Origin of the sequence: Paenibacillus sp. (genome assembly GCF_035645195.1) — a bacterium.
GTDB lineage: Bacteria > Bacillota > Bacilli > Paenibacillales > YIM-B00363 > Paenibacillus_AE.
In genome coordinates this window covers 126,576-141,527 of sequence record NZ_DASQNA010000039.1, presented here as the reverse complement: position 1 = coordinate 141,527, position 14,952 = coordinate 126,576, and the positions used below count along the sequence as shown (strand labels likewise).

The following is a 14,952-nucleotide window of genomic DNA, read 5'->3' as shown; positions in this document are numbered from 1 at the left end:
AAAGCCCCGTCCGGTTTCGGACAGGGCTTGATGTTCTTGACGTTACGCAGATTCGATCAACCCGTAACGGCCGTCTTCTCGTTTATACACGACGTTGATGCCGGACGTTTCCGCGTTGGAGAAGACGTAAAAGTTATGTCCCAGCAAATTCATTTGCAAAATCGCTTCTTCCATGCGCATCGGCTTCAGCGTGAACCGCTTCATGCGCACCACCTCGAACGGCTCCTCCTCCTCGTACGCCCGGGCGGGCGCCGCCTGCTCATACGATTCCTTGAACACTGCTCGGTACGTGCCTTCCGCACGCGCCTTTCGGTTGACACGCGTCTTATGCTTGCGAATTTGCCGCTCCAGCTTGTCGCTGACGAGGTCTATGGATGCGTACATGTCCTCGGACTTCTCCTCCGCGCGGAGCGTAACGCCGCTTACGGGGATCGTCACTTCGACGGTATGTTTATTCTTGTTGACGCTTAACGTAACATGAACTTCGGAGGTTGGCGGACTTTCGAAATACCGCTCGACGCGGCCGATTTTCTTAGCTGCATAATCCCTCAATGCTTCCGTAACTTCTACGTTCTTTCCGCGAATGAGAAACTTCATGTTGCATTGCCTCCTTTGGTTAAGCTCAACTCGATTATACCATAGGGACAAGCCGATATCAAAATTTTCTGACTAGTTAGCGTTTTCAAAAAGTGCGCAAAAAAACACCCCGGTCTCCCGAGGTGTGTGTCCGCGATGCTATTCGTTCCCTAAAATATATAATCATCTATTCCCGGGCGGGAAAGCCCAGAATGTGATTAGATTTTAGTTACGTTAGCTGCTTGAGGTCCGCGTGCGCCTTCGACGATGTCGAATTCTACCGCTTGGCCTTCGTCTAAAGTCTTGAAACCGTCTTGTTGGATGGCCGAGAAGTGTACGAATACGTCTCCACCTTGTTCCGTTTCGATGAAGCCATAGCCCTTCTCAGCGTTGAACCATTTCACTTTACCTTGCATTGAGACACGATCCCTTCATAATCAAGTACGTGGCTGAGCCCACAGTTTGAATATACCACCCTGACCCCGCAAAAGTCAATTCTGTCAAGTGATCTTTTCTTGAAAATTTTCCCCTTTTTTGCATTGTATTCTGAACATTTTGATACAAACAACCTATGCCATTCGGCGCATGAAATGAAAGCAGGTTTTCATTGGTTACTCACAGGTTTGTCCACATTGTCCACAGGCGTTTTGGAGGAAATGTGCACAAGTTGGCAACGGCAATATAGTGCTTGGGGATAAATCGAAATGCATTCAAGTGAGCGGTTCCGTCCTAGAGCGCTAATTTATCTTGCGAGATAAGGAAGTTCATCCCGTGAAGCGTAAACTTCTTATTTTAAAAAATCCTCGCCCTAGATTCGGACGAGGATCGCTTGAAACCTATTTTTTTCTATCGAAAAATACGCTGTTGTCGCCGTTCCCGAAGTTCTCGTAGGCGCCGACCGTCGTCTTCTGCACCGCGAGCTTTTGGCGTTCCCTCGCCGCTTCCTCCATGTACTCTTTCATTCGGCTCGAAATCACTTCGTCGCACTGGAGCACGTTGCGGATTCTGCTCTGCAAGGCAAGGCGTTCGCTGTCTTCCATCGCGATTCGCGACAGCTCATCAACAATTATGCCCCGCTCGTCTACGAATTCACTCAACCGTTCGTAGGATGCTTCGTCCAAGCCCTGAAGCAGCGAGGCTGTCATCTGTTCCAACCGGCTGACGAGCTCTTCGGCGTTCATTGCGGCTTCGCGGCTGCCGCTTGGCTAGCCATCGCGATTTTATTCGCTTCGGTCCACGTCTGTTTCAGCTCGATGAGGTACCCGAGCACTTCCTCCGCCGGCTCTGCGGCTTTCTTCATGTTAGCCTCCCGTAAGCGCACAAGGAAGTAATCGTACAGCCGGAGAAGGTCGTTCGCGAGAGGAGAGTTCTTGTCCAGCGTAATTTCGAATTCGTGAATGATGTCCTGCACTTTCATAAGGTTTTCATGCGCATCCATTAGCTTGCGCTCTTTAATCGCTTCGATGGCAAGCTTGCAAAACCGGATCGCACCGTCGTACAGCAGGATGAGCAATTGCCCGCGGTTCGCCGTCTGCACGGTCATTTCCAAGTATCTATTCTGCTGCTGTTGCTGCATCATGCAGGTTTCCTCCAGTTAGGTAGGTAGTAATGAAAACGCAATAATACCACGCGCGTCGCAACGTTTTAGCCGCCTGTACCGCCGAACTGGGACATGAGATTCGTGCTTTGGGCTTGAAGCTTGGCCAGCGCCTGCTCCATTGCCGTAAACTGTTTGTAATAGCGATTTTCCATGTCGACGAGCCTGCGCTCCCAGGAAGTAATTCTGGTGTTAACATTGTACAGCTCTCGGCCGATCGTGTAGTTATCCAACGAGCTCGTCGACGTTCCTGCCCGTTGAAGAATCATATCGATCGTGCTGTCCGCGATGCTGTGCAGACGTCGAGCCAACCCGTCGCCTTCGGAGCTGGTGCTGTCGTTGTCGTCTGCGGTGAACAACGCCAGTACTTCTTCCGGACGGTCGGAAATCGCCTCGCGCAACAACTCTTCGTCGATATACAGCTTCCCTTTTTCATTGTAAGCGTACGCCCCGGTCGAGATGCCGATTTCCGACATCTGCTGCAAATGACCGGCCGGCAGTCCCGTGACCGATCGCACCATGCCGTATCGGAACGAATTGACGGCGCCCGATAGAATGCTATCGTTTCGCAGCAAGCCGCTGCGCGCCTTCTCTTCCCATTTTTTAATATCGTCCTCGTTCATCGCTTCCCGCTGTTCGTCGGTCAGCGGCTGGAAGTCGCGAAATCGCTCTTCGCTCAATTCCTTATTCATCGCGTCTAACATCGAATTATATTTCTCGACGAACGATTTAATTTTATCGAAAACCGCATCGACATCTTGCGTGACCGCGATATTCACATCCGACGTCGTCGTCTCCTTGGCCGTGAACGTGATGCCGTTGATCGTGAACGTATTCGAGCTGAACTCGACGGCAGGCGTCAAGCCGTTAAACTCGACCGACGCATTCTGACCTTCCCCGTCGTATTCGTGATAAGTGATCGGCGTCCCGGCCGTGGATCCCGCCGTCAACCCGAGCGAAGATAAAATGTCGACGCCGTCGCTGGTGGCATCTTGGATATCCAATTGCTCATTGGAATCCGGATTAAATAACGTGAAATGACCGTCTTTATCCAAGTATGCGGAGACGCCCTCTTTGCCTAACCCCGAAGCGTTGATTCGATTGATCAGCGTCCCCACGGACGTGCTGCTGGTAATATTGAAGTTGTATGTCTTTGTTTTGTAAGTGATCCGAAGCGTCTGCTCGGATGTCAGAGAATCATTGATCTTCTTCGTTGTGCTCGGAGACGCCGGCGTGCCGGAAACGAACGCGACGGATCCCGTCACCAAGCCGCCGTTTCCGGTTCTTTCCGGTGTCAATCGGAGAACGTCGCTGAGAAAATCGGAGTCCGGCGAACGAATATCCACCGTCGCATCCGCTCCGGTCGTCGACGATTTGAAAAAGAATCGCTGGAGCGTCGTATCGTAGCTCGCCACGACGCCCGTCGTCGTCGACACGGCGTTGATTCGGCTGATGACGTCCGAAATTTTGTCCGTCGTCTTAAACACGAGCGACACCGATCCCGTTTTGCCCGTTATCGTGACCTCCGTCGGCCCCGGCGAATCCATGCCGATGGACGACAGCGTATCCGCCGTCGACGTCGCCCCGACAGGGCCTTCCGACGAAATGCTGGCCGCTTTCGCAAGCGCGTTGACCTTCACGGTGTAATTTCCTGCGACCGTTCCCGGCGCGGCGGTAGCGCTGACGGCGTTCTCGTTCGATGAAGACGCCTTCCTGGTTAAGTAGCTCGACGACAAGCGCATGTCGAACGCGGCGTTCCGGAAGTCCATGATCTGGCTGTTCAGCGTACGGAAGTCCTCGCGCTGCCATTCCAGCGTTTGCTTTTTCTGCACGAGCTTGTCCATCGGCAGCCGCTGCGCCGTCATCAGCTGTCTAACGAGCTGGTCTATATCCAAACCGGAGGAAAAGCCGTTAATTCTCGTTACCATATCGGAAAATCACACCTTACGTGAATTTATCGCTTCTCGTCGACGAAGAGTCCGGCTATCTTCCAAATATTTGCGATGAAGTCCAAGTTTTTTTCCGGCGGCACTTCACGAATAAGCTCGCCCGTCTCTTTGTTGAGCACTTTGACCATAATTTGTTTGGTTTCTTTATGAACTGCGAACTCCAGGGACGTATTGTTGCCTTGGATCGCTTTGATCGCTTTTTCGATGGCTTTTATCAATTGTTCGTCGCTTACGGAAACCTCTTCACCTTGCATCTCGGCGCGCTTGAGTTCCTTCGTGGAGTAGATATGCTTGATTTTTTCCGTATGGGTGTGTTCGCTCCCTTTGACGGAAGTCGCCGGCAATATAGGATCAATTTTCGATACGGGAGCCGCGCCCCCAACTTGAAAATCAAAGCTCATTACGATATCCCTCCGCGCGCATAAGAATCTATATTCTAGTATTTCGGCAATATCGGGCGCAGGTTTAATAGCATTTAAAAAGATATTCCGGAAATATACAAATATTGTTATGAGCACTTAGAAATAATGCGTATATTCCATATTCGCGCGCTCGAAGTCGCTCATTCTTCCAATATCCATCCAGTATTCCCGAATCGGAAATACGCTGGTCGTTTTGTTTTGTCCGATTAACGCTTTAAAAAGATCCGGCATGTCATAGAACTGGTTCCTCGGTATCATTTCCAGCGCACTGGGCGCCAAGACATAGATCCCTGCATTAATGAAATACTGATGCACCGGCTTTTCCTCGATCGCTTCAAGCGCATGCCCATTGGATCTAACGATCCCATACGGTACTTGATAGTTATATTCCCGCACGCACATCGTCGCAAAGGAATGGTGCTCGTTATGAAAATCCAGTAGATTCTCGAAGTTTACTTTCGTCAATAAATCGCCGTTCATCACGATCAACGGCTCCATCGGCGGTTCGGGCAGCAACGATAACGCCCCGGCCGTACCCATCCGCTGCGTCTCGTCGATATAGCGGATGCTTACCCCCCACTCCGAACCGTCCCCAAAGTAATCTTTAATCATCTCGGCTTTGTAATTCACGGAAATATAGAAATTTGAGAATCTATGGTCAATGAAGCTCTCTAAAATCGTCTGAAGAATCGGTTTTTCCCCGACCTTCAGCAGCGGCTTCGGCGAATGCTCGGTCAACGGACGAAGCCTCGTTCCTAGCCCGCCGGCCATTAACACGACCGGATTATCTCTTTTCTCCAATTTCAGTATATCTTCAAGCTTCTTCACGTCGATGACGCGCATTTCTTCATCGACGATCGGCAAGTGCTTCAGCCTCGCATTCTTCAATAGCGAAGTTATCGTCCCCGGCGATTCGTGAATGCTCGCGTATTTCGGCGAAGCATTCATGACGCGTTCGACCGGGTCGTGCAAAGGAACGTTGCGCAGAATGCCTCTCCGAATATCGCCGTCGGTTACGGTTCCTAATAGTTTCTTATTTTCGTCGATGACGATCGCGATTTGCATCGTGCTTTTGTCGATCGCTTCGATCGTTTCAAGAATCGTGGTAGTCGGATATACCGCGGCTTTCTCCCATGAATTCATTCAGTTGACCTCCCTCGCGGGTACTCCCAGCACCTTCGTTCTTTCCGACACATCTTTGACGACCACTGCCCCGGCTCCGACCAAACTGCCGGCTCCGATCCGAATGTTTTGAATTATGACAGCCCCCGTGCCTACATGTACTGCATCGCCGATATGGATGCCGCCCGAGAGAATAGCCCCCGGCGCAATGTGTACATGGTTCCCGACCGTACAGTCATGGTCAACCGAGGCTCGAGTATTTACGATCACGTTGGCCCCCAACCGACAACCCGGCTGAATGACAGCCCCCGCCATAATTTGAACTCCGTCGCCAAGGACGACATCTTCGGCGATGACTGCGGACGGGTGCACTGCCGCGGCGAACCGGTAACCGGCATCGTGCAGCTTGCGATATAACGACGCTCTACGCTCCGTCGATACAGTACTGCCCAGCCCGTTAACCAGCAGGACCGCATTGGAATCAAATTGGAGCACCGCCTTGTCGTCACCTAAATAAGGAGCTCCCGTAAGCTCGGTTCGTTCGGGATCCGTAAATCCGATCACCGTTCGGCCGGAACGCTTCAACACATCGAGCAGCACCTTCGCATGCCCGCCTCCGCCAAGCAAAATAATCGGCTTGTCGGTCATTGCACAGGCTCGTCCCGTTCGTAGTCTCTATCGGCAGGCTGACCAAGCATCTCCCAATACTCCATGGGGGATCTGCCGGTTCCGGGCCGCTTGATCGCGAGATTCTCTTCGGAGAACGGCTCGCCCTTGCGAATCGCGCGTATGGCGACCAAGCTTTTCCGCACGACCAATTTATTGTTGATTTCCGAAGCCGTCGGATGTTTGATCGGGTTTCCGAGCGCCTTCTCCACATCTCGAATGGCCGAAACCATTTGCTTCAGTTCCATCGGTTCGAGCGAAGCTTGATGATCAGGCCCCGGCATGCCGCGATCCAACGTGAAGTGCTTTTCGATGACCGCCGCCCCTTTGGCCGCCGCGGCGACCGGAATGGCGATACCCTGCGTATGATCGGAGTATCCGACCTTGAGGTTGAACGCCCGCTTTAACGTATCCATGACATTCAGATTCACTTCATCCAGCGGCGCGGGGTATTCCGTCGTGCAATGGAGCAAAGTTACGTTGTCGCGCAGCGCGCGCTGCCCCGCCTCGCTGGCATATGCCCGGAGAATTTTATCGCGCGAAGGCTTCTCGTCCGCGGCAACATAACCGAACGCGATTACCGAAAGCGCCGTTTCGATTTCGCCGAGCGTGCTCATGCCCGTGGACAAAATGATCGGTTTGCCGGTTCTCGCGGTACGATATAAAAGAAGAGGATTGGTAATCTCTCCTGAAGGCAGCTTAATCGTCGGTATATCGTACGTTTCGGTTAATAGAGACAAGCTATCCAAATCGAACGGCGTGGATAGGAAGTGAATCCCCCTCGCCCGACAACGTTCCAGCAGCTTCGGGTAACTTTCTTCCGGCAACTGCAGCTTGCGGAGCATGTCCAACTGCGACTCCTCAGAATCCGTAAGCTTCTTCTGATAATCCGCTTTCCCGGCAAATGCGCTGACAAGGAGTTCCGGCTTGAACGTTTGAAATTTAACCGCGTCCGCTCCCGCTTCAACGGCTGCGTCGATCAGTTCGACGGCAAGCTCTACGGACCCGTTATGATTGACTCCCGCTTCCGCGATAATATACGTCCGATTCAACGGCCCCACGTCTCCTTTAGCACCATAAACGCCTCGGCGGCTTCGAAGCCGGAGGCCGCTCCGCGCACTTTCGCCAACGAACGGATCGCTTCTTCGCTCCTCGGGAACGGGAAAGCTCCCATTTCGCTGCGAAAAATGTTCATGATCTCGATTTTGCGATCGATCCAAGGCGCGATGTCTACGAACCAATTCGGACGAAAGCCGTTATTATCCGGGTTTAGGCCGAAGTCCGTCTCGGATAATGTTTCGTAAACCGCTATTTTCGAAACGAACGGGTACCGAAACCATTTCGTACAAGATATCGTCGCATCGAACACAGCCGCATGATCTGTGTGGACGTCTCCCCTGTGCGGCACGTACACCGTGTTCGGTCGGATTTCTTGGAACGATGCACTCATGCGGGCGACCAGATCGGCCATCGGAATATCGTCCAGCCGCATCGTCGGAAATTGTAGCTGCGTTACGCCGTCAAACCCGTACGCGTCTTTCGTCCGTTGAATTTCCGCCTCTCGTTCTTCCATTCTTTCCTTCGTGAATCCGTATTGTTCCGACATGGAGGTAACGATCAGCCAATGCACCTCGTCCCCTTGCTCCTTATGTCGGAGCAGGGTGCCGCCGCAACCTAACGTTTCGTCGTCCGGGTGGGGCGCCACGACTAAAACAACGCTCATATATAGGTCCCCTCCAAAGGAAGTTGGGTCATTTCATGCTCCACAATCCGAATAACCCCATGCCCGCACTTGATGTCAACAGCAGTTCCGTTGACGCGAAGTACTTTGCCGGGCTCGAGATTGTTCGTTTCAGGGTAAAGCTCGTCAACCCGAACCGTTTTCCAAACTTTCGCCTCTTCCCCGTTGGAAGCTGTCAGATGCGCTCCGATGTACGGCCTCGTCAATGCTCTCACCAAGTTGTGAACGGACGCAGAGGACATCCGCCAATCAATGGCGCCATCCTGTTTGCCCCGCTTCCGCCAGGAGTTCGCTTTTGTATGGTCCTGAGGAACTCTCATATAGGTTCCTTCCGCAAGTGCCCTTGTAAATGACGCGATTTGCTCCTTAGCGACGTTCTCCAACTTGGAATACAGCGTTGCCGCGTCGTCATCATCCTCGATCGCGATTGGACGCTGATCCAATATATCGCCGGTGTCCGCCCCTTCGTCCATGAAAAAGAACGTGGACGCAGTATGCTTCAACCCTAACGCTAGTGCCCATATGATCGGATGTCTCCCGCGATTTTGAGGCAACGCGGCAGGATGGTACCCGATCACTCCAAGCCTGGGAACCGAAAGCAACTCGGCAGGCAGCAAGTGCGACCAACCGAAGCAGTAGACGACATCCGGCGCGAGCTCTTGAATCCATCGAATCATCGGTTCAACGTCCGCCGAACGTTGATATAAGAAGCAAGGGATCTTCTCTCTTGCTGCGATCGGCTCAAGCGATCGAAAGTCGGCGTTAATAGCGGAAGCAGCCTTCGTAACGATACCTGCGATTTCTGCGCGTTCCTGCTGTAAAAGTACTTCCAAAGTCGTTTCGCTAAATTGGACGCAGCCGATAAACACAACCCTCATGAATTCAATTCACTTCCAGATCGTAGAATCGCTTGAATACGATGCCTTCCAGCTCCGCTGATTTTAAGATTTCCTTCATCTTTCGGGATGCCGTGCCATCTCCGAATATCGATTCCGCCCGCTCGATGCGGCTGCGGAAATCGTCGTCCAGCGCCGTCCGTAAGCAACGAACGATCTCGTTCGCATCGTCAGCTGCATCCAGCACAGAAGGAGCTCGCAAGCGCCCGCTTTGGCGTTCGCCGATGTTGACGGTAGGCGTCTTGAGGAACGGGGCCTCGATAATGCCGCTGGATGAATTGCCGATCACCGCGTCGGCGGCTTTCAGGACGCTTAGGTATCTGCGTTGTCCCAAATTCGTGAATACCTTCGCCCGTTCGGAACGATCGGCTGCATACCGCTCGAGCCGTTCGTTGATGACCCGCCCATGGGTATCGGAATTGGACTTCGTAAATACGATTCGCGCCTCCGGGAAATGATCCAACGCCTGAAGCAGCTGCTCTAACGCATGCGTCTGATCCGCGCCCGCCAGCGTTACCGGGTGGTACGTGACCAGAAACAGCCGTCCATCCAGTGCCATGCCTAGTTCCCGTTCCAGCTCCGTCCGCGTCATCAATTCCGCGTCTCGGATGTAGTCCAATCCCGGCGCGCCGACGTTATACACCCTCGACGGATGTTCGCCTAACTGGATCACACGCCTTCTATACGGCTCTGCGGACGTAAAGTGAAGGTGCGCCATTTTCGTCACGGAATGACGGATGGCTTCATCGATCAACCCTTCGGTCAATTCTCCTCCGTGGATATGAGCGATCGGAATGCGTGCCGTCATCGCAGCTTGAGCCGCTGCCAAAATTTCGTACCGGTCTCCCAACATTACGATGACATCCGGAGCTAACCGTTGGAATGCGTCAGCGAATCCAATCGTCCCAAGGCCGATCGACTTGGCGATGCCGACCGGCGAATCGCTGGACATGAGCATTTCCACCTTCTCATCGATTCGGAAACCATCCTGCTCGATGAGCCGATACGTGAGTCCGAATTCGGGAGACAGGTGCATGCCCGTGGCGATGATCTGTAGTTCAAGATCCGAGTCGGATTGCACTTCAGACATCAGCTTGAAGAGAAGACCGTACTCGGCTCGCGTACCCGTAATGATACAAATTTTCCTTCTCTTCATAATCCCTCGCCTAATTTCGCGCTGCTGGGCAAGTTGATGATGGACCGTTCCAACCGCTCCGCGCAGCTAAGATCCATTGCCGGACAATCTCGAAACATCGGGAGGCGGTTCAGCAGCGTCCAAACGGGGCGAGACAAGTATCCGGATTGATGGAGCGCTGCCAGCAGGTCGTCTTTCTGATCGGTGAACTGATCGTCCAGCAGCAGCGCATTCAGCCAGTAATTGCTTCGGGCGAACGAAGGCTCGGTAAAAAAGGCAACCCCCGGCACGTCCCGGAACGCCTCTTCGTACTTCGCCGCCAGACGGCGCTTGTTCTCAAGAAAAGCTGGCATTTGCTCTAACTGAGCACAGCCTAACGCGGCGTTCAGGTTAGGAAGACGGTAATTGTATCCGATCTCGTCATGGAAGAAATCCCAGCGATGCGGCAGCTTCGCGGTCGTCGTTATATGTTTGGCTCGATCCGCTAATTGTTCGTCATTCGTTACAATCGCGCCGCCGCCCCCGGTCGTAATGATCTTGTTGCCGTTAAAGCTGAGCGCCGCCGCCTTTCCGAACCCGCCGGTGTGTCTGCCCTTATAGAACGATCCCAGCGATTCGGCTGCATCCTCGATCAACTCGATGCCGTACGTACGGCAAACGTCCATAAGCGAGTCCAGGTCGACCGGGTGACCGAATGTGTGCATCGGGACGACAGCCTTGATTCTCCGACCGGTATGCTTGTTATGGCAAACGCCTTCTTTCAATACCGCAATGTCGGCCAAATACCTATCTAGTTTTCGGGGATCGATGCCGAGCGTCGAAGCCTCGCTGTCCACGAAATGGGGGACAGCTCCGCAATAAGAGACAGCATTAGCGGTAGCCACGAACGTCAAGGCCGGAATCAGCACTTCGTCCCCGGGCTCTACGCCGCAAAGCTGTAAACAAATATGAAGCGCCGCGGTCCCATTCACGACAGCGACGGCTCGACGCACGCCCGCCGCCTCGGCCAGCTTCTGTTCGAACAAATCGACGTATTTGCCTACGGAGGACACCCACCCTGTGTCCAAACATTCCTTCACGTAAGCCCATTCATTCCCCGAAAACTGGGGTTCGTGCAGCGCAAGCGGCGCCGATCGGTTCTGAAAAATAGAATCTAGGGCTTGAATGACATCGGCCGTAATCATATATTGTATCGATCCGCCTTGTACGCGCTGAGATTTTGTTTGTCCGTAAACCAAGCCGCCGTCTCTTGGAGACCCCGTTTAAAACCTTCTAAACCCCCGTATCTCGGTTCCCACCCGAGTATCCGCTTCGCCTTCGCATTGTCCGCCCACAGCCGCTCGACTTCGCTTTTCTCGGGCCTCAGACGCTGTTCGTCCGTTTGAATTTCGATTTCCGCATTCATCGTATCGGCGATCGCCTTGACCGTATCTCCGATCGAAATTTCGTAATTGCTGCCCAAATTAATGACTTCCCCTTCGATCGCATCCGTTTCGAGCGCCGCGATAAAGCCGGCAACCGTATCTTTCACGAAATTGAAGTCTCGCGTCGGGTGCAAGGCACCTAATTTAATTTGGCGGGCCCCCTGCGCGATCTGGGTGATGATCGTCGGAATGACCGCCCGAGCGGACTGCCGCGGCCCGTAAGTATTGAAAGGGCGAATGATCGTCACCGGCGTTTGGAAGGAGTAATAATAAGACATCGCCAGTTGGTCGGCGGCAATTTTCGTCGCGGAATAGGGCGATTGTCCCTGCAGCGGATGCTCCTCCGTAATCGGAACGAACCTCGCCGTGCCGTACACTTCGCTGGTTGATGTATGGATCACCTTGCTGATTCCCAAGCTTTTCGCGGCTTCCAAAACGTTCAACGTCCCGTTGACGTTGGTGTCCACGTAAGTGGCGGGTGAATGATACGAGTACGGAATCGCGATGAGGGCAGCAAGATGCAGTACCGCATCGCAGCCTTTCATCGCCTCCTTCACCCCGAACGGATCTCGTATGTCGCCGCTGAAGATTTCAATCGATTGCTTGATATCTTCCGGAGCATGGTCGAGCCAGCCCCAAGAGTTGAACGAGTTATAAAGCACGAAGGCTCGGACTTGGTAGCCCTGCCTTACGAGCGTTTCTGTCAGGTGGGACCCGATAAAGCCGTCGGCTCCCGTAACCAGCACTTTTTGCGAATTGCGATCCATCGACTTCCAGCCTCCTAAATCTATGCCCAAGCTGCGAACAGCCGGTTACGTACGCTGCGTGATCATCCACTCGCACAACCGAAAATCGATCTCATTGTCGATGTCGAAAGATCGCTCCTTCGGCATCGGGTATGCGACCGTTTCGGAGGTAATGAACGCCTTTCGCTCCCGCAGCCACTCGCTTTCGGCGATGTAGACGGCGCCGTTCAGGGCGTATACCTTCGGCAACTGCTGCCGGTTGGGGATGACATCCACATTCAGAAGGGACTGCATCTTATTTTCGCCATCTACCGTATACATCCAATACGGACTTTTCTCCGGCTCCGTCACCGTCACGCAAGCCTTCGCCCGCTGAGAGTGGCACAACTCGATGCATCCGTCGATATCCCCCGCCGTCCGAAGCGGGGACGTCGGTTGGAGAAGCATGACGTAATCGTATCCCGGCACCATTTCCATGGCATGAAGGATCGGGTCGATCCCCGGTGTGTCGTCCTGAGCCAAGGATTCAGGCCTAACGTAGGGGACATCCCCGCCGAACTGTCTTGCCGTCTCGATAATTTCATCGTCCTCCGAAGAGACGATCACTCGGTCGATGTACTTCGACGCCTTCGCCTCCCCGATCGTCCAAGCAATAAGCGGCTTGCCCGCCAGAGGCCGAATGTTTTTTCTCGGGACGCCCTTCGAACCTCCCCGAGCCGGAACGACCGCCAATATTGTTTTGCCGTCGATCATCGCTGCGCCTCCGATACATTTCGATCAGCTCGACTGAGCCAGCTCCGTTTTCGATGCCGCGTATTCGCGGATAGCTTGAAGCATATAACCGAACACGGGGATCGATTGTTCCAAATCGCGTCGGCAATGCGATAAATATTTCCCGAAGACATCGAGCAGCATATTCGCCTTGGTAACCTGATCGCGCTGGAACCGAATCTCTTGGGTATGTTTCAGTAGTATCTCGAACTGAACCCGATTCATAGGTTGAATGTAATGATAATGATATTGATTCGTCTTCATCCGTTTGAATACCCTATCGAACTTAGGGAACATCCCTTCCAATGCCCTTGCATTCCCTTGATCCGCAAAACGCTTGAGGTCTCTCATAATGTCGACTAGCTGATCGAATATCCTGCATAACTCTTTAAAAGCTTCTTCCATTTCCATGGATTGCTTTCGTAAATATTCGACGTCATACGCTCCATCTTTACCTTTCATCCAATCCGGTTCAACGCAGGCTTCCTTGCAATATTGGCTCATGACATCTCGCAGCGCTTCGAACCTCGTGCCCTCGATGTTCGCACCGCCCTGCGTCGTATTGATGACAACGGTTTGCGGATCGAAAGCCTTTATATACTGTTCGATTTGCAGCCGCATCTGATTCAGACTGTTGTTGGTCAGCACTTGACTTCCGTCCACCGCTTCTACGGGGAATGCCCTCTGCAATTCGGCTTCCGACAGTTTGGAAGGCCTGTGGGAGTACTCGATACCCGCCGAATAAAACCGTTCGTCCTTGTAGGATAAGTTCTGCCCGACAAGAATAATCGGATTGCATCCTAATCTATATAACAATTGCAGCGTTATAACGGCAATGGAAGGAGCGTCGTTGACGACTTCTAAAGGCGTTCCTTCTTCCTTCTTTAGAAAAACAGCCGCAGTAGAGTCTTGGCTCGTAATCATGTGCAGCTTAGGACCCGGATACTGCTGCAGCGTTTCAAAACCGACAGTCGTACCATAAATCAACGGAATGTTGTCGATGTTTTGTTGAACCAGTTTCTCGAAGACTTTTTGATTTAATGCCGAGGGGTCATAAGTGCAAGCTGCGTCCGGTTGAATCCCAGCCGAAAGCAAGGCGTTAATCGCCGATCCCACTGCGAAAATGTATGCGGTACCGCTCTCTTTGATTTGGCGCAAATTTTCGAGTTCTTCTTCGAGGGACGGTCCGGCGGAAACGATAATCGCAGGTTTCTGTTCAAAATGCTGCCGTTTCTTATCCAGGATGCTCGGCGACTCCAATGTATGCTTGATATTAAGCATGCCATTGACAATCCACCGTTTTTCAAATGCAAAGTTCGTATTCAGAGCAGACCGTTTACCGGAGATCGCCTTAATGAAGGTTTGCTGAAATGCGCGAAACTCCTCTTGGAATGCTCTCTCGTAACTTGGCAAGACGACCAACAACACGTGATCTTTAATTTTGTTGATGAAATCCGATACATGAGAGGTGATATCCGCGGAACTCCACTGGATATACAGTTGATCCGGTCTCCTCCGGAACACATCTTTGAACAAACGGGTTTCCAGAAACTTCACGAATACGGACGCGTTCGGTTCATAGACGCTATAGGCAACTTGGGGGTGGAGCGCTTGCATCGCCTCGATGTGGTACCCTAAGCCAATGCCGTAAAAAAATATATGTTTATAGTTACCTAAATTCCGGTACTGCTCTACGAACTTTTCCGCTTCCTCCCGCGGATTATATCGACTATGGAGGTACACCGGCGTTCCGTTGTCGTTGTCGTAGATCAATGTCGGGTCCCCGCTCCGGCTGTTTACAAGTTGTAAAGTTTCATTTTGCAACGATGCCTGCTCTTTTTCCATCCGAGACCAGAGGGGCTGAAAATTTGATTTTAGCAGCTGTACGTTATCGATAAGAATCATAC

General features: G+C 52.6%; 16 protein-coding genes. All 16 read right to left on the bottom strand.

Going from position 1 to position 14,952, the window contains the following annotated elements; translation table 11 throughout:
• Positions 1-42: 42 nt before the first annotated feature.
• The gene (gene hpf / locus VE009_RS21215; protein WP_325011147.1) at positions 43-597 is read right to left on the bottom strand and encodes a ribosome hibernation-promoting factor, HPF/YfiA family; all 555 of its coding nucleotides are present in this window, start codon (positions 595-597) and stop codon (positions 43-45) included.
• Between the two features lie 197 nt (positions 598-794).
• Positions 795-992 (bottom strand): cold shock domain-containing protein, encoded by a 198-nt coding sequence (locus tag VE009_RS21210; RefSeq protein WP_242732683.1) that lies wholly within the window; start codon positions 990-992, stop codon positions 795-797.
• Between the two features lie 420 nt (positions 993-1,412).
• Positions 1,413-1,757: a flagellar protein FliT gene (gene fliT, locus VE009_RS21205; RefSeq protein ID WP_325011144.1), complete on the bottom strand. Its 345-nt coding sequence runs from the start codon at positions 1,755-1,757 to the stop codon at positions 1,413-1,415.
• Positions 1,754-2,155 (bottom strand): flagellar export chaperone FliS, encoded by a 402-nt coding sequence (gene fliS, locus VE009_RS21200; RefSeq protein ID WP_325011142.1) that lies wholly within the window; start codon positions 2,153-2,155, stop codon positions 1,754-1,756. Before fliS ends, fliT begins: the two co-directional genes overlap by 4 nt.
• Positions 2,156-2,220: 65 nt before the next feature.
• The gene (fliD, locus tag VE009_RS21195; protein WP_325011140.1) at positions 2,221-4,101 is read right to left on the bottom strand and encodes a flagellar filament capping protein FliD; all 1,881 of its coding nucleotides are present in this window, start codon (positions 4,099-4,101) and stop codon (positions 2,221-2,223) included.
• A 26-nt stretch (positions 4,102-4,127) separates the two neighbouring features.
• Positions 4,128-4,523, bottom strand: a complete 396-nt coding sequence (locus VE009_RS21190; protein ID WP_325011138.1) for a flagellar protein FlaG — start codon at positions 4,521-4,523, stop codon at positions 4,128-4,130.
• A gap of 117 nt (positions 4,524-4,640) precedes the next feature.
• Entirely contained in the window at positions 4,641-5,687 is a 1,047-nt protein-coding gene (locus VE009_RS21185) for a nucleotidyltransferase family protein (protein ID WP_325011136.1), read from the bottom strand.
• The gene (locus tag VE009_RS21180; protein WP_325011134.1) at positions 5,688-6,314 is read right to left on the bottom strand and encodes an acetyltransferase; all 627 of its coding nucleotides are present in this window, start codon (positions 6,312-6,314) and stop codon (positions 5,688-5,690) included.
• Positions 6,311-7,384, bottom strand: coding sequence for an N-acetylneuraminate synthase (neuB, locus tag VE009_RS21175; protein ID WP_325011131.1), 1,074 nt, complete (start codon positions 7,382-7,384; stop codon positions 6,311-6,313). Before neuB ends, VE009_RS21180 begins: the two co-directional genes overlap by 4 nt.
• On the bottom strand, positions 7,381-8,055 hold the full coding sequence (locus VE009_RS21170) for a PIG-L family deacetylase (RefSeq protein WP_325011129.1): 675 nt from the start codon (positions 8,053-8,055) through the stop codon (positions 7,381-7,383). Before VE009_RS21170 ends, neuB begins: the two co-directional genes overlap by 4 nt.
• Positions 8,052-8,951, bottom strand: coding sequence for a formyltransferase family protein (locus tag VE009_RS21165; RefSeq protein WP_325011127.1), 900 nt, complete (start codon positions 8,949-8,951; stop codon positions 8,052-8,054). The genes VE009_RS21170 and VE009_RS21165 overlap by 4 nt, the downstream gene beginning before the upstream one ends.
• 4 nt (positions 8,952-8,955) lie before the next feature.
• Complete coding sequence (gene neuC / locus VE009_RS21160; protein ID WP_325011125.1) at positions 8,956-10,125, bottom strand: UDP-N-acetylglucosamine 2-epimerase; 1,170 nt, start codon at positions 10,123-10,125, stop codon at positions 8,956-8,958.
• On the bottom strand, positions 10,122-11,288 hold the full coding sequence (locus tag VE009_RS21155; RefSeq protein ID WP_325011123.1) for a LegC family aminotransferase: 1,167 nt from the start codon (positions 11,286-11,288) through the stop codon (positions 10,122-10,124). The genes neuC and VE009_RS21155 overlap by 4 nt, the downstream gene beginning before the upstream one ends.
• Entirely contained in the window at positions 11,285-12,295 is a 1,011-nt protein-coding gene (locus VE009_RS21150; protein WP_325011121.1) for an NAD-dependent 4,6-dehydratase LegB, read from the bottom strand. Before VE009_RS21150 ends, VE009_RS21155 begins: the two co-directional genes overlap by 4 nt.
• Before the next feature lie 45 nt (positions 12,296-12,340).
• A complete protein-coding gene (locus VE009_RS21145; protein WP_325011119.1) occupies positions 12,341-13,027 on the bottom strand; it encodes an acylneuraminate cytidylyltransferase family protein in 687 nt (228 codons plus the stop codon).
• Between the two features lie 24 nt (positions 13,028-13,051).
• On the bottom strand, positions 13,052-14,950 hold the full coding sequence (locus tag VE009_RS21140; protein WP_325011117.1) for a motility associated factor glycosyltransferase family protein: 1,899 nt from the start codon (positions 14,948-14,950) through the stop codon (positions 13,052-13,054).
• Between the last annotated feature and the right edge of the window lie 2 nt (positions 14,951-14,952).

What these genes read in the sequence shown, in the direction of transcription:
- hpf (WP_325011147.1), bottom strand. Translation starts at nt 597, where the DNA reads ATGAAGTTTCTCATTCGCGGAAAGAACGTAGAAGTTACGGAAGCATTG.
- VE009_RS21210 (WP_242732683.1), bottom strand. Translation starts at nt 992, where the DNA reads ATGCAAGGTAAAGTGAAATGGTTCAACGCTGAGAAGGGCTATGGCTTC.
- fliT (WP_325011144.1), bottom strand. Translation starts at nt 1,757, where the DNA reads ATGAACGCCGAAGAGCTCGTCAGCCGGTTGGAACAGATGACAGCCTCG.
- fliS (WP_325011142.1), bottom strand. Translation starts at nt 2,155, where the DNA reads ATGATGCAGCAACAGCAGCAGAATAGATACTTGGAAATGACCGTGCAG.
- fliD (WP_325011140.1), bottom strand. Translation starts at nt 4,101, where the DNA reads ATGGTAACGAGAATTAACGGCTTTTCCTCCGGTTTGGATATAGACCAG.
- VE009_RS21190 (WP_325011138.1), bottom strand. Translation starts at nt 4,523, where the DNA reads ATGAGCTTTGATTTTCAAGTTGGGGGCGCGGCTCCCGTATCGAAAATT.
- VE009_RS21185 (WP_325011136.1), bottom strand. Translation starts at nt 5,687, where the DNA reads ATGAATTCATGGGAGAAAGCCGCGGTATATCCGACTACCACGATTCTT.
- VE009_RS21180 (WP_325011134.1), bottom strand. Translation starts at nt 6,314, where the DNA reads ATGACCGACAAGCCGATTATTTTGCTTGGCGGAGGCGGGCATGCGAAG.
- VE009_RS21170 (WP_325011129.1), bottom strand. Translation starts at nt 8,055, where the DNA reads ATGAGCGTTGTTTTAGTCGTGGCGCCCCACCCGGACGACGAAACGTTA.
- VE009_RS21165 (WP_325011127.1), bottom strand. Translation starts at nt 8,951, where the DNA reads ATGAGGGTTGTGTTTATCGGCTGCGTCCAATTTAGCGAAACGACTTTG.
- neuC (WP_325011125.1), bottom strand. Translation starts at nt 10,125, where the DNA reads ATGAAGAGAAGGAAAATTTGTATCATTACGGGTACGCGAGCCGAGTAC.
- VE009_RS21155 (WP_325011123.1), bottom strand. Translation starts at nt 11,288, where the DNA reads ATGATTACGGCCGATGTCATTCAAGCCCTAGATTCTATTTTTCAGAAC.
- VE009_RS21150 (WP_325011121.1), bottom strand. Translation starts at nt 12,295, where the DNA reads ATGGATCGCAATTCGCAAAAAGTGCTGGTTACGGGAGCCGACGGCTTT.
- VE009_RS21145 (WP_325011119.1), bottom strand. Translation starts at nt 13,027, where the DNA reads ATGATCGACGGCAAAACAATATTGGCGGTCGTTCCGGCTCGGGGAGGT.
- VE009_RS21140 (WP_325011117.1), bottom strand. Translation starts at nt 14,950, where the DNA reads ATGATTCTTATCGATAACGTACAGCTGCTAAAATCAAATTTTCAGCCC.